Source organism: Corynebacterium dentalis, assembly GCF_900232865.1.
GTDB lineage: Bacteria > Actinomycetota > Actinomycetes > Mycobacteriales > Mycobacteriaceae > Corynebacterium > Corynebacterium dentalis.
Map to the genome: position 1 here is coordinate 195,843 of NZ_OCTS01000005.1, position 14,299 is coordinate 210,141.

Annotated in this window: 12 protein-coding genes and 1 tRNA gene; 6 read left to right on the forward strand and 7 right to left on the reverse strand. The window is 59.7% G+C overall.

Annotated features, from left to right (window positions below; translation table 11 throughout):
- Positions 1 to 177: 177 nt before the first annotated feature.
- On the reverse strand, positions 178 to 2,985 hold the full coding sequence (locus tag CS919_RS06870) for an aconitate hydratase (RefSeq protein ID WP_099298739.1): 2,808 nt from the start codon (positions 2,983 to 2,985) through the stop codon (positions 178 to 180).
- Between the two features lie 285 nt (positions 2,986 to 3,270).
- Between CS919_RS06870 and CS919_RS06875 the strand changes: the two genes are divergently transcribed.
- Both CS919_RS06875 and CS919_RS06880 read left to right on the forward strand, forming a co-directional pair.
- Positions 3,271 to 3,786: an Rv1476 family membrane protein gene (locus tag CS919_RS06875; protein WP_099298740.1), complete on the forward strand. Its 516-nt coding sequence runs from the start codon at positions 3,271 to 3,273 to the stop codon at positions 3,784 to 3,786.
- Positions 3,787 to 4,241: 455 nt separating this feature from the next.
- Positions 4,242 to 6,092: a DIP1281 family NlpC/P60 protein gene (locus tag CS919_RS06880; RefSeq protein ID WP_370551567.1), complete on the forward strand. Its 1,851-nt coding sequence runs from the start codon at positions 4,242 to 4,244 to the stop codon at positions 6,090 to 6,092.
- A gap of 21 nt (positions 6,093 to 6,113) precedes the next feature.
- Here the strand turns inward: CS919_RS06880 and CS919_RS06885 are convergent, their stop codons facing one another.
- A complete protein-coding gene (locus tag CS919_RS06885) occupies positions 6,114 to 6,968 on the reverse strand; it encodes an Rv1486c family protein (protein WP_099298742.1) in 855 nt (284 codons plus the stop codon).
- An 82-nt stretch (positions 6,969 to 7,050) separates the two neighbouring features.
- Here CS919_RS06885 and CS919_RS06890 point away from each other — a divergent pair, with 82 nt between their 5' ends.
- The 3 genes from CS919_RS06890 to CS919_RS06900 are packed head-to-tail and all read left to right on the forward strand — an operon-like array spanning position 7,051 to position 9,701.
- The gene (locus tag CS919_RS06890; protein ID WP_099298743.1) at positions 7,051 to 7,905 is read left to right on the forward strand and encodes a DUF3097 domain-containing protein; all 855 of its coding nucleotides are present in this window, start codon (positions 7,051 to 7,053) and stop codon (positions 7,903 to 7,905) included.
- A gap of 28 nt (positions 7,906 to 7,933) precedes the next feature.
- Positions 7,934 to 8,374: an NfeD family protein gene (locus tag CS919_RS06895; protein ID WP_099298744.1), complete on the forward strand. Its 441-nt coding sequence runs from the start codon at positions 7,934 to 7,936 to the stop codon at positions 8,372 to 8,374.
- 7 nt (positions 8,375 to 8,381) lie between these two features.
- A complete protein-coding gene (locus CS919_RS06900; RefSeq protein ID WP_099298745.1) occupies positions 8,382 to 9,701 on the forward strand; it encodes an SPFH domain-containing protein in 1,320 nt (439 codons plus the stop codon).
- Here the strand turns inward: CS919_RS06900 and CS919_RS06905 are convergent.
- From CS919_RS06905 to CS919_RS06915, 3 genes are all read right to left on the reverse strand, one after another.
- Positions 9,598 to 10,302, reverse strand: a complete 705-nt coding sequence (locus CS919_RS06905; RefSeq protein ID WP_099298746.1) for a DNA-binding protein — start codon at positions 10,300 to 10,302, stop codon at positions 9,598 to 9,600. The genes CS919_RS06900 and CS919_RS06905 overlap by 104 nt on opposite strands.
- Before the next feature lie 6 nt (positions 10,303 to 10,308).
- A complete protein-coding gene (locus tag CS919_RS06910) occupies positions 10,309 to 11,091 on the reverse strand; it encodes a TVP38/TMEM64 family protein (RefSeq protein WP_099298747.1) in 783 nt (260 codons plus the stop codon).
- Positions 11,092 to 11,095: 4 nt separating this feature from the next.
- Positions 11,096 to 11,181: transfer RNA gene (locus CS919_RS06915), tRNA-Leu, on the reverse strand.
- A gap of 152 nt (positions 11,182 to 11,333) precedes the next feature.
- Here CS919_RS06915 and CS919_RS06920 point away from each other — a divergent pair.
- Positions 11,334 to 11,885 (forward strand): YbhB/YbcL family Raf kinase inhibitor-like protein, encoded by a 552-nt coding sequence (locus CS919_RS06920; protein ID WP_099298748.1) that lies wholly within the window; start codon positions 11,334 to 11,336, stop codon positions 11,883 to 11,885.
- Between the two features lie 25 nt (positions 11,886 to 11,910).
- On the opposite strand, the gene CS919_RS06925 is transcribed toward CS919_RS06920, so the two are convergent.
- Positions 11,911 to 13,020, reverse strand: coding sequence for a quinone-dependent dihydroorotate dehydrogenase (locus CS919_RS06925; RefSeq protein ID WP_099298749.1), 1,110 nt, complete (start codon positions 13,018 to 13,020; stop codon positions 11,911 to 11,913).
- A gap of 70 nt (positions 13,021 to 13,090) precedes the next feature.
- A complete protein-coding gene (locus CS919_RS06930) occupies positions 13,091 to 14,203 on the reverse strand; it encodes a YncE family protein (RefSeq protein WP_099298750.1) in 1,113 nt (370 codons plus the stop codon).
- Between the last annotated feature and the right edge of the window lie 96 nt (positions 14,204 to 14,299).

The window sequence follows — 14,299 nt, forward strand, 5'->3', positions numbered from 1 at the left end:
ATGCATGAATCGATTATCAAGCGTCATGAGTGAACAAAAGCGGTGATCCGGAGGTTGAACCGGAATCACCGCTTGTTCTAGCCACTTTCAGCACCTACCGCCAGCGTGATAGATCACGCCCGCAGCGTGTGCCAGCCCGCCGAAAAATCAGGCGAGTGGCTCGCGCTTAGCTGCTTACTACTTGTTGGCCATCATGTTGCGCAGCACGAACTGCAGGATGCCACCGTTGCGGTAGTAGTCAGCCTCACCTGGGGTGTCGATACGGGTAGGAGCATCGAACTCGATCTTCTCGCCGTTCTCCTTGGTAGCGACAACCTTGACGGTCTTCGGGGTGGTGCCGTTGTTGAGCTCCTCGATACCGGAGATATCGAAGGTCTCAGTTCCGTCCAAGCCCAGGGACTTCCAAGACTCACCTTCTGGGAACTGCAGTGGAACCACGCCCATACCGATGAGGTTGGAGCGGTGGATACGCTCGAAGGACTCAGCGATGACTGCCTTGACGCCCAGCAGCAGGGTGCCCTTAGCAGCCCAGTCGCGGGAGGAGCCGGTGCCGTATTCCTTACCACCCAGGACAACCAGTGGGGTGTCCTGCTCCTTGTAGTTCATGGCTGCATCGTAGATGTAAGCCTGTGGGCCACCCTCCTGGGTGAAGTCACGGGTGTAGCCACCGGTGACTCCGTCCAGAAGCTGGTTCTGCAGGCGGATGTTCGCAAAAGTACCGCGAACCATGACCTCGTGGTTACCACGACGTGCACCCAGGGAGTTGTAGTCCTTGCGGGCCACTCCGTGCTCATCCAGGTACTGCGCAGCAGGGGAGCCTGGCTTGATGGTGGATGCAGGGGAGATGTGGTCCGTGGTCACGGAATCGCCGAGCAGTGCCAGAACGCGTGCTCCTGCAACGTCGTTGACTGGTGCTGGCTCCTGAGACATGCCGTCGAAGTATGGCGCACGACGGATGTAGGTGGAGTTCTCGTCCCAATCGAAGGTCTTGCCGGTTGGAACCTCGAGGCTCTGCCAGCGCTCGTCACCCTTGAAGACATCGGCGTAGTCCTCGGTGTAGAGCTCCTTGGTGATGGACTCTGCGATGACCTTTTCGATCTCTTCGGTGGATGGCCAGATGTCGCGCAGGAAGATGTCGTTGCCGTCTTCGTCCTGGCCCAGTGGCTGGGTCTCGAAGTCGAAGTCCATGGTGCCGGCGATTGCGTAAGCAATAACCAGGATTGGGCTTGCGAGGTAGTTCATCTTCACATCTGGGTTGATGCGACCCTCGAAGTTACGGTTACCGGAAAGAACCGCGGTGGCTGCGAGGTCGCCCTCGTTGATGCCTGCGGAGATCTCCTCTGGCAGTGGGCCGGAGTTACCGATACAGGTGGTGCAGCCGTAACCGACGAGGTAGAAGCCCATGGCCTCCAGATCCTTCCACAGACCTGCAGCCTCGTAGTAGCCATTGACGACCTGAGAGCCTGGAGCCATAGAGGTCTTCACCCATGGTGCGGACTTCAGGCCCTTGGCAGCGGCGTTGCGTGCGAGCAGGCCGGCACCGATCATCACGGATGGGTTGGAGGTGTTGGTACACGAGGTGATGGATGCGATAGCAACCAGACCGTGATCCAGCTCCACGTCCTGACCGTTGTAGTTCACGGTGGTTGGGTTGGATGGGCGTCCCTCTGCGCCAGCAGCGGCGGAAGGGATGTTGCCCTTGGCATCCGCAGAGGAGACAGGGGTGCCCTCGGCCTTGGAGGTGTCGTCCGTGCTTGGGCCTTCTGCGTCGAAGTTGCCGCCATCTTCACCGACTGGGGTGGCGATGTAGTTGTGCAGATCCTTGCGGAACTGAGCCTTAGAATCGGTCAGCTCGATGCGGTCCTGAGGACGCTTTGGTCCGGCGATGGAAGGAACAACGGTGGACAGGTCCAGCTCGAGGTACTCGGAGTACTCGGTCTCAGCCTCTGGGTCCAGCCACATGCCCTGAGCCTTAGCGTAAGCCTGGACGCGCTCCAGGGTCTCCTTGTCGCGGCCGGTCAGCTCCAGGTACTTCACGGTCTCTTCGTCGATTGGGAAGATAGCCGCGGTGGAACCGAACTCAGGGGACATGTTGCCGATGGTGGCGCGGTTTGCCAGTGGCAGCTCGCCCACACCCTTGCCGTAGAACTCGACAAACTTGCCGACCACGCCGTGCTGGCGCAGCATGTCGGTGATGGTCAGCACAACGTCGGTTGCGGTGACGCCGGCGTTGATCTCACCGGTGAGCTTGAAGCCAACAACGCGAGGGATAAGCATGGAGATTGGCTGGCCGAGCATTGCAGCCTCGGCCTCGATGCCGCCCACGCCCCAGCCCAGGATGCCCAGGCCGTTTTCCATGGTGGTGTGGGAGTCCGTACCAACACAGGTATCTGGGTAGGCCACGCCGTCCTTCTCGAAGACGGAACGAGCCAAGTACTCAATGTTGACCTGGTGAACAATACCGGTTCCTGGAGGAACAACGCGGAAGTTATCGAATGCGCCGGTTCCCCAACGGAGGAACTTGTAGCGCTCGTCGTTGCGCTGGTACTCGATCTCAACGTTCTTCTCGAATGCATCGTCATCGCCGAATGCTTCGATGATCACGGAGTGGTCGATGACCATTTCCGCTGGGTTGAGTGGGTTGACCTGATCGGCTTCTCCGCCGAGAGCAACCACTGCGTCACGAATGGTAGCGAGGTCAACGATGCAGGCCACGCCGGTGAAGTCCTGCATGATCACGCGCGCAGGGGTGAACTGGATCTCGATGCTTGGGTCAGCGGAAGGATCCCACTGAGCCACTGCCTCGATGTGCTCGCGAGTGACGTTCTTTCCGTCCTCGTTACGCAGCAGGTTCTCGCCCAATACCTTCAGGGAGTAAGGAAGCTTTTCCATGCCTGGAACAGCGGAGAGACGGTAGTAGTCATAAGACTTGTCACCGACCTCCAAGGTGTCCTTGGCATCAAAAGAGTTCTTGCTTTCAGTCACAGTGTGCTCCTGAGTCTCTTCTCGTAGTCGTTGTGCGGCCACCGCAGGACATCGACAACGCGATGCCTGCTAGTCCTATTCGTCAAAGGACGCATCTGCGGGGAGGCGTAACTCCATTGTGTCAGCATTTGCCCCGCAACGTCACACCTTAGGCTAACAGTACGCGTGTCCTGTTTTTCAATCTTGCGTGTTCACGCGTGTCACAGGCACCCCCTTTAGGGACGAGGTGATAAAAACCCAAGAGAAAAGCTGCCAACGATATAACTACGAGGACTTTCGAACACAATGATTCCCCAAGAAATCGATATCGAGGCCCTCGCACGGCAGCTCCAAGCGGATAACGTCGCAGCCGATGATGGAGTGCGGACCACATGGGGAGACGAAGCTGAAGGAAAGCTCGAAGAGTTCCGCCAGACCCTAAACAATGGGGACGATCCACGCGCCGCGGACAAACTAGGGGAGACGAAGCTCGTCCTGCTCGACAATCCCGACCTAACTTTAGAAAACTCCCGGGATGTCGCCCAAGCATTAAAGACGAGGACCGACGCAGACACCGTCATAGTCCAATCCACCCGCAGTCCCGGAGTGGTGTCTGACACGCTGACTCGCTACAACATCGAGAACAACCAATTGCAGATGGCAGGGTCCTTAAACCCGCAGAGCACCACGAATTTCATTGAGCACAGTGCCGCAGCCGACCACCACGCCGGATTAGTCAACGCCACACTCTTGATCTTGGTCTTTGCTGCCATCGCCATTACTGCGGCGAGCATGTGGCTAGCGCGACAGCTCCGCGCTTAAATGCTAGCCATTATTCAGTCAAGTCTAGAGACTTGCCTACCATGAATTGAAGGTTCAAGGAAATAGGCTTGTCTCACAAGGTTTCAACCCAACGCGCCGCATAGACCCGTAAATGTGACATAAATCACATTTACGGGTCTTTTTGGCGATTCCGCAGGTCAAGCGTGATGCCGTGACGAATGTATCTGATGTTATTCATGTGACTTGGGTGAAAAGAGTTCACGAACGTTTCCCATGCGCCTTATGGTTCCCTTGTCATCATTTGTAACGAGATGATCTCAATGTGATCTTTTGGTTCGCATGAGTTTTTTTATGTCCCAATTGCCCCAAACTGGGCGCAACGTCGACATAGAAACCGCATAAGCCCGGGACCTGTACTGACCTCATGGGGAAGTGAGGACAGCAGGACCGAATGCGCCACGTCGTTGCAATTCGACCAACCCAGGAGAAACACCGTGCTTTACAGTTCACCAAGCCGTCGCCTTCAGGCGCTGCCGATCGCTCGATCGTCACGCGCTGTGTTGGCTTGCGCTGTTACCGCAGGACTGTCATTCCCATTGGCCATCCAGCCTTCTCAAGCAGAAGAGGCAGTGACCGCAGAGGCATTCCTCGCCAACTTGGTGAATGAAGTAACGACCTCTAAGAACGCAGTTAACGATTTCGAGCTCGAGATGGGCGGCCTGCGCGAAGGTGCCAACAAGGCTCGCGTGGATCTTGACCACGCTCGCCAAGACGCACAAGAGGCGCAGAACAATGTGGTGGATGCCCGCGGGCGCCTCGATCAATCCGACGAGGCAGTAGAGGATGCCCAAAAGGACCTCGACGAGATCGCTCGCTCCGCCTACAACTCCGGCGGAGATGCTTCCCCGGTTACTTTGGCGGCTGGCAGCGATGCCGTGGCCGACACCTTGGATCGCTCCACGTACATCCGCTTGGCGACCGAGCGTCAGCAGAACACGGTCAATCAGCTGGATCTGGCGCGTACGCAGACCGCCAACGAAGAAGCCGCTCTTCGCGACGGGCGCGATGCCGCTAACTCCGCCGTGAGCGAGGCCATCCGCCTGCACAATCAGGCCCGCGAAGCTCTCAGCAACGCACAGGTCCAGTTGCGCGACAAGACTGCGGAGTACAACCGCCTGGTCAAGGATCGCGACCTGGCTCAAAAGCGTTTGGATGCCGCCCGCTCAGCGGTGGATACGCTATCCAACAAGGATCCACAGGCCAGCTCGTTCGAAAAGCGTCGCGTTGCAGAAGCCGCTGCGAACAAGGCGGAAGGCTTGACTAACGGAGTCACAGCCGAGGGCGAGCAGAAGAATGATGCCGAGTCCGCGTCCGATGCGCCACAGGGCACTGATTCCACTCCTACAGCAAGCACCGCACCAGATGCTTCTGCGCCTGACGCCGAAGAAGCCAAGGACACCGAGGCGCCAGCTGCTGCAGGCCCTTCTGCACCGACCACTGACTATGCCGGCGATGCTAGCGCTCTACCGGAAATCACCGGCAACACCGCAGACTTTAACCAGTCCAGCGCTGGCGACCAGCAGCGACAGCTAGCCATCAACGGCCTCGTGGCCGCCGGTGGCGCCGCAGCAATGGCCGGATTCAATTCTTACGCGCAAGACGGCGATCAAACCAATGCAGTTAATGCTGCCATCTCAGCTGGCCGTCAGTCCGCAGGCGAGCAGTACGACCAAGCTCAGGCGACTCTCAATCCTCAACAAGACACTCCCACCACGCCAGAGGTGGACCCCACCTCCCCAATTGACGCGGGAGACCTGGGCGATCTTGGTGAGGACGTAGATACCCCCACCACCCCGTCCATTCCATCTCTGCCGAGTGTTCCGGGAACCGCAGATTCGGACGTAGACACCTCCGGCACTGCTTCCGAGCAGATCGAACGAGTCATCGAACGGGGCATGTCGCAGCTTGGCGTGACCTATGCCTGGGGCGGCGGCAATCAGTACGGACCAACCTTGGGCATCCGCGACGGCGGCGTGGCGGACACCTACGGCGACTACGCAAAGATCGGCTTCGACTGCTCCGGCCTGACACTGTATGCGTTCGCTGCAGTGGGCATTCAGCTGGATCACTACTCCGGCAGCCAGTACAACGCCGGACGCCAAGTTCCGACCTCCGAAATGAAGCGCGGCGACCTACTCTTCTGGGGAGCCGGCGGCAGCCAGCACGTGTCCATCTACTTGGGCGATGGCACCATGTTGGAAGCTCCACAGTCCGGATCTTCCGTGCGCGTTAGCCCTGTGCGCTACGGCGGCATGACTCCAATGGCAGTACGCCTCATCGAGTAAGCACCTCGAATAGCCAGACGGCTAACGCAGCAACTCCCGCAGCGCGTAGTCCACAGCCGTCATCCTGGCCGCGCGAATAGAGCGCAGCATTGGCAACAACAGCGGGTCTAGGGCAAGGCCCGCGTCACTGGCGCGGGCCTTTTCGACTATCGCCGAAACGTAGTCAGCTCGAGCCAATAAGCGCGCCGCACGGAGCGAGATTCCCGGTGGTAGGCCCGGCAGGCCAAAAGAATCCGCCAATGTTCCCACCTCGGCCCGCACGTCTGATCCCTGCACGCGGATATGGCCTGATTGCTCAATCAACCTCCCCGCAGTCTCCATCGCCTCCCGCAGCTGCTGATCAGCCTCGCCAGGGGAGAACAACTGCGGATACACCACCGGTCCAGCGGCCGTAAACCAGCGCCACATCACCGCAGGCTGCTCGTGTTCCGCACTGTGCTGCAGCTCTGGAACGAGTACGTGCGTAGTCAGCGGATCAGTATCCGCCAGCACAATTCCCGCACCCACTGCCTGTACCGCCTGCGCCGCCGCCGAACCCGCCGGTAGTGCCGGCGCGTCTCCCGCACCAGCCAGAACCAGGCCCACGAGCGGACGCGAGTCCACGCTCGTCGGCACATCGTCCGTGACGCGGCGAACCAAACGAAAGAGATCGCCGAGGGTGCCCGCGCAACGGTTCAACTCTTCGGTCGATGCCACACCTGCGTGGATTGCGGAGTTTGCGTCGAGAAGATGAAGAGGACCCTGCACGGCCCGAAACGCGTCCACCAACAGGTCCGTACTGATGACCTGGTGGACCCACCACCCCAGCCACAGCGCTGAATTCTGCGCGGGCGACCACAGCTGATCACGCACCAAAGAAGGTTCCGGAAAGCTCATTTGCCCCAAGTTAGCGCCTCGCATGGATGCACGTGACATAGGTACACCGAACCGCGGCACGCGTGCCTTAAGGTAGTTGCCTATGAGTGCCGGACAATTTGATTACCGATCCCGCTATGGCAACGACATTCTCAAGGGCCATCAGCGCAACCAACCGCAAACCTTTCTGAAGGTGCGCCCGGAGCTAGACATGGTGGTGGAAGTCTTCGCTGATGACTTCGCGGGAGCGATCGTGGGCGGCGAGCGCACGGCGGACGGAGACTTCATCCGGTTAGAAGATCGCCACGGCAAAGATCGACTATTCAAGCTCAAGCCCGGAGGATTCTTGCTTGAAGGCAAGCGTATTACCTTGACTCGCTACATAGATCCCAGGATCCTGCCTGCCAAGCCAGAACGCTCCAACTCCGGATCGCGACGCGTCGAAGGAGTCACCGCAAAGGTCGCAGCTCCGTCCCGGATCTGGGTAGAAGGCGTGCATGATGCCGCCATCGTGGAAAAGGTGTGGGGACACGATCTGCGCGTGGAAGGCGTGGTGGTGGAATACCTGGAAGGGCTGGACAACCTGGAGGACAAGCTCCGGGAATTCCAGCCCACCGCGGAGCGTCGAGTCGGCGTACTGGCAGACCACCTCGTGGAGGGAACCAAAGAGGCAAGGATGACCGCCAACCTCGGGCCCCACGTGATGGTTACCGGCCACCCGTACATCGATATTTGGGAAGCCGTAAAGCCATCCAGCGTCAAGATAGATCATTGGCCGCACGTGCCTCGCGGCGAAGACTGGAAGACAGGCACGTGTCAGCGATTGGGATGGGGCACGCCTCAAGACGGATGGCGCCGCGTCTACCGTTCCGTGAACTCATTCCGCGATATCGATTCCACCTTGATTGGCGCGGTGGAACGCCTCATTGACTTCGTGACCGTGCCCCCGGAAGACTAGCGTCCGATTTTTCCATAGAGTGGGAGCCATGGGTGCTCTCATTTGGTTAGCCATTGCCATAGGTCTGGCGATCGCAGAATTCGCGATCATGGACTTCAGCCTGCTCATGCTTGCGCTGGCCGCTCTTATCACCGCAGGCGTGACTGTTGCTGACATCCCTCTCTGGGCGGAGGTCGCGGTGTTCGCTGTCTCCTCCATGCTCAGCCTGGCGCTGCTGCGCCCCATCCTCCGCAAAACCCTGGCTAAGTCCGTCAGCGATAGTGACTTCTCCGCCAAGGAGTTGGAGGGGCGCTCGGCCATGGTCATCGAGCCAGTTTCTAACGGCTCCGCAGACGGGGGAATGGTCAAGATCGACGGAGAGCTGTGGAGCGCCCGGGCAGCATACCCAGGAGAGAAATTCATTCCTGGAGATGCCGTGCAAGTGTTGAAAATCGAAGGCGCCACCGCAGTGGTGTGGAAGGGAATCTAGCTCACAAATGCCCGCTATAGTCTTAGGAATTCTCGCGGTTTTGGTGGTGATTCTGGTCATCAAATCCGTTGCCCTGATCCCGCAGGGTGAAGCCGCAGTCATCGAGCGACTGGGGCGCTGGCAGCGCACCGTATCCGGACAGCTCACTCTGCTAGTTCCGTTCATCGATAAAGTGCGCGAGCGCATTGATTCGCGTGAACAGGTGGTGAGCTTCCCACCGCAGGCCGTGATCACGCAGGACAACCTGACTGTGGCCATCGATATTGTGGTGACGTTCCAAATCAATGATCCCGCCCGTGCCATCTATGGCGTGAACAACTACATCGTGGGTGTGGAGCAGATTTCTGTGGCCACGCTGCGTGACGTGGTGGGTGGCATGACGCTGGAGGAGTGCCTGACCTCCCGCGACGTGATTAATCGCCGCCTGCGAGGCGAATTGGATTCTGCCACCACCAAGTGGGGCTTGCGCATTTCCCGCGTGGAGCTGAAGGCCATCGATCCGCCACCATCCATCCAGCAGTCCATGGAGCTGCAGATGAAGGCAGAGCGCGAGAAGCGCGCCACCATTTTGACCGCGGAGGGTCGCCGCGAATCAGATATCAAGACTGCCGAAGGTGCCAAGCAGGCTCGCATCCTTTCCGCGGAAGGTGACAAGCACGCGCAGATTCTGGCCGCAGAGGCCGAGCGTCAGGCCACCATCCTGCGCGCCGAAGGTGAGCGCGCGGCAAAGTACCTGGAGGCTCAGGGTGATGCCAAGGCCATCCAGAAGATCAACGCCGCCATCAAGGCCGCGCAGATCACCCCAGATGTGCTGGCCTACCAGTACCTTGAGAAGTTGCCGGAGATGGCCAAGGGTTCGTCCAACAAGACGTGGCTCATCCCAATGCAGTTTGGCGATTCCCTGGAGGGCTTCGCTAAGGCGCTGGGCAATCAGGATGCGGACGGTGTGTTCCGCTACCAGCCGGCAGACGTGGACGAGGAAACCAAGCAGATGGCCACGGAAACAGATGCCTCGGATTGGTTCAACACGCAGTCCGCTCCGGAGATTGCTCGGGCAGTTGCAGAGGCCAACGCACAGGCGCAGAAGCCTGTTGACGATGAAGATCCCGGCATGAATCGCTCTGGAATGAATCGCTCCGGTGCAAAGCGCTCGAGCTCGACTCGCGCTGAAGAGCCCCAAGCCGATGCCACCCCCGCAGGCCTAGAGCAGCACACCCCGGAGATTACTCAGCAGGCAGCTCATCAATACGGGCGAGCATATGGACAGCCAGGTTCCAACCAGCCTGCTCAGCCTGCCAACCCGCAGCAGCCAAACGCTGACTCATAGCCTGCTTGGTGATTCCCACCAGCTCGGCCGCCTCGGACTGTAGGTGACCGGCACGCAGCATGGCTGTGGCCTCCCGTCCTTCTTTGGTGCGGCGGGAGAGCACGTGCGCCAGCAAGGTGAATGCCGCGGCGATATCCTCGCCGATTTCCGCTGCCTTGCCTGGTGCCATCACGCCGCCGGGGCCGGGCTTTTCGATGCGCACGCTGACCATGTTGGCGCGCTGTTTTTCGCCCAGCGCACGGTTGGCGGCTCCCATGCATTCTTTTTGTATTTCGGCGCTGTAGACATCTGCGTCTAGATCCTCGTGATCAAGTTCTTGAGCGCTTGCGACGTGTCTTGTGTGCCCTGTTTCTTTTTCCGACGCCACCGCTGACTGATCCGCGATCGCCCCAATTCCAATGGCGAAATCTCCTGCTTGGAGCAGGCTCATCACCACGCCGCCGGCCTCTTCTGGTCCGGGCACCACGCACACGAAGTCCTCAATGCCGAAAACTTCTTCCGAGAGCACGGCGGGGGAGTTCCCTAGCGCTTCTGCGACATCTCGCACATAGGATCCCCGCCGGCGTGAGCGGCCACGGTAGGACGCGCGAATTGCAAACATGAAGTTTTACCTTACCTCTCCGCCGGATGGCTTTGATTCAGACCCATCGGTGCCGTTGTCTTGAGCGCGTCCAGTCTTTTTCAGCATGCTGCGCCATTGCGCGAATTCGCGTGCGGACAAAGCAAATCCGCTGAGCACCACGACCACGGAGACCAGCAGAATCCAGGGATTACTTCCTGTGGCTAGGGCATCGGTGGCCATGACCGTGGCAATGGTATTCGGTGCTGATCCGCCCACGGTCACCAGAAGATAGGGGAGAACTGGGATGGTGGATAGGCCACACGCATAGTTGAGCAGGGAATACGGAATGGCGGGAACCATCCGCATGCCCAGCACTGCCACCCAGCCTCGCTCAGCAACGATCTTTCCCAGCAGAGCCAGACGCGGATCGCCTTCGCTCTTTTTCTCCACCCACGGCCTTCCGAAGATGCGCACCAAGGTCAATGAAATCAAGGCCGAGATCGCCAGCCCGGTGAGTGCTAGGACGCTTCCTTGAACTGCCCCGAAAAGCACTCCGGCGGCAATCGTCCACACTGTGCGGGGGATGGGAAGCTGGGTGAAACTGATCATGAGCAGCAGGTAGGTGGCGGGCGCCCAGTGTCCACTGGATTGCACCCAGTCACGGATCTGGCCAGTGGTGGGGACGGGTACCAGCAGGAAAAAAGCGACAAACGCAGCGAAAAGCACCGCGCCCAAGATCTTGGACGTGGTGCTCAGTGCGTTGAGGCGAATCCATACTGCGATGGAGCGCTGCTTCACGCGGGAAGAAAGGCTGTGTGCCTGTGACATTTTGTGTCCGGAGGGGGACTTGAACCCCCACGTCCGTTAATAGGACACTAGCACCTCAAGCTAGCGCGTCTGCCATTCCGCCACCCGGACAGGGTGCACATCCAGCGCAGCATATGCCGCACCGTATGCACGAGAAATTACTCTAGCGCTCGCGTCCTGCAATTCCAAACACGCAGGTAGCGACCTGCTATAACATCATAAATGTCTGTGCAGGCCATCCTGCTTTTCGCTAGGTTGGTCTCATGAGCAATAGCAATCACCAACCGACGTACGTTGATGACCGTTTTCCCGGACCGGACCCTTATGCGCCGCTGCCGGATCTACCTCCGCTGAAGGTGACCAGCGAGTCCTTTTCCGATGGCGATAAGCTGCCCGAGGATCAGCTGGGAGGCAACGATGTTTCTCCCGAGTTGACGTGGGAGCCAGGCCCTGAGGGCACCGAGTCTTATGCCGTCACCGTGTTTGATCCAGATGCGCCTACGGCTTCCGGTTTCTGGCACTGGGCAGTGTTCAACATCCCTGCGGACGTGACTTCACTCAAGGTCGGCGCAGGCGATAAGGAACTTGCGGGCCTGCCTGACGGTGCCACGGCGCTCCGCGGCGATTCCGGCTCCCGCGGTTACTACGGTGCGATGCCTCCAGAGGGACACGGGCCTCACCGTTACCTGTACGCGGTCCACGCAGTTAGCGAGAACTTGGATATCGACGACCGTTCCACCGCCACGGTGCTCGGATTCAACTTGAACTTCAAAGCCACTGCGCGTGGCATCATCTGGGGTTGGGCCGAGAACTAGCCCACATGGGAACTAGTTAGGAAAGCTAGTTCCGCTTCCACTCGAGCTTGCTGCCCACGGCTTCGCTGATTGATGCGAGGCCGTGGGCTTTCAGCTGTCCTGCGATGCCTCGGTGAATGTCCCGCACCCAGTCCGGGCCACCGTAAATGAATGGCGTGTAGCCCTGAATGAGGCTCGCACCAGCAGTGATGCGCTCCCACGCTTGCTCAGAGGTTTCAATTCCTCCCACGCTGACCAAAACCAGCTTGTTCCCAGCGCGCTCAGCGATCAGCCGCAGCACCTCCAGCGAACGAGCGGCAACCGGGGCGCCGGATACTCCGCCCGCGCCCAGGGCAGCCACGTACGTGGAATCGGTAGCCAACCCGTCCCGAGAGATAGTGGTGTTGGTCGCGATCAGGCCGGTAATCCCCAGCTCGATGGCTAGATCGGTGACGGCGAGGATGTCTGCGTCGGAAAGATCGGGGGCAATCTTCACGAACAGTGGTCGATCGTTGACCGCCTGAACGGACTCGACGATGGGGCGCAGAGTCTCCACTGCTTGGAGGTCGCGCAAGCCCGGGGTGTTGGGGGAAGAAACGTTGATGACCAGGTAATCCGCGGCATCACCGACTGTCTGCGCGGAGTTGCGGTAATCGTTGTGTGCCACCGCGGCATCCGTGCGCTTCCACTTGCCGAGGTTCACGCCTATGGGCTCCGGGGTGGTGCGGATGCGCAAGCGCTGTGTGGCGGCAGTGATGCCCTCGTTGTTAAAGCCCATGCGGTTGAGGATCGCGCGGTCTGCAGGCAGGCGGAACAGCCGCGGGGTGGGGTTACCCGGTTGGTTAATGGAGGTCAAAGTGCCCACCTCGGCATAGCCGAACCCAAGTGGACCCCAGGCATTGAGCTCCTTGGCGTCCTTATCGAAGCCAGCCGCTAGGCCCAGCGGGCGAGGGAAGTGGATTCCGGCGATGTCTTGTGCCAGCGAGGGCTCGTCCACCACGAATAGCTTGCGCAGTACGGCCTGCGCGGCTTCGGAGCTGCTGACACACTCCAACCCGCGGGACATCAGGCCGTGGATTCGCTCGGGGGGAATGCGGAACATCTGCTTGAGCGCCACGTTGTAGGCCGCGCTGCGGAAGGAATCAATAGCGTTCATAGCCGTGCTCTTTCGTGTTGAGTCTGTGCTGCTTTGTCGAGTTGTTTAGTGGGCGTTGAGCGCCTGGGCGCTAGTTCTGCCCGCCCAGGATTTCCGAGCCGAAGGTCTCCTTCGCGTCCACGCCCTGCTGCAGCCCCTTGTCCACGTCCTCGGAAGTCAAGCTCTGCCACTGGCCATCTTCGCTGATCAACAGCAGTTGCCCGTCAGCTCCGTCGATGACGTTACGAACATCGGCGATCGTATCGAACTGCGCCACGGGAACTGGGGTGCCGGAATCAATACGGAAACCGGTGAGCTTGTTATCGCCAGTGGTGGACACCCACGCGATCTGCCGATCCGCATCCCAACGAACCGCCCATGGGGAAGGACCCACGGGCGCCTCTTGGTGCAGGCGAACCACGTCGCGCATCGTGAAGATCTGTACCTGCTGCTGCCGGTGGTCGGAGGCGACGATCACGCCGTCATCCCCGTTGCCCTGAGCTGCTTCGCCCACACCTTGGCCGATGCGCAGCGCAGCGTTGTTGGCTTCATCTGCGAGGGAGACATCACTGATGGTGGTCTGACTGCGGTCGATCACGGCAGCGCGCTGATCCTGCCCCTCTCCGGGGTTGATCAGCAGGGTCTCATCCGTGTTGGAGGTGACCACGGCATCACCGGTCTTGGAGCCGTCCGCATTGTAGAAGTTGACCTTCTCGCTGCCCTTCACTCCCGCCACGGCCGTGCCGGACGCAGCGAACGTGCCGGAGCTGACCAGACCCTCCAGGGCCACTTCGCGCAGCTTCTTGCCATCTGGACCATAGTTCAGCAGCTTGTCCTGACAGGCCACAGCCACGCCATCTGCAGAGGTGCTCACGTTGTGGCAGCTCGGATCCACGTCCGCCTTGGTGCCACCGTTGGCCGAAACATCTTCGGCCGTGCCGATCAGCAGCGAGCCCTCCCGCAGCACAGCAACGGAATTTTCCTCTCCACTCAGCTCCACGGAGGCCACATCGAGGATGCCGCCGGGAGTGCTGCTTTGAGTTCCTGGCAGGTTGTCCTTGGCAGCGGGGGAGGCATCCGGCCGGGATGGGTCACCCGCGAGCGGACGGTCCGATTGTTCTTCTGCGCCATCCTCGGAATTTCCCAGCATTTGCTGTGTACATCCTGCCAAAATCAGTCCGCTGGCAATCAGTACTGCGCCCACTGCATATTTCCTCGTGCGAGGGTTTTTTGGTGACCGAGTGGCAATGGTATTCACGAGCGTTTTCACAGATTCAACGCTACCAGTCCCGGTTTTGAA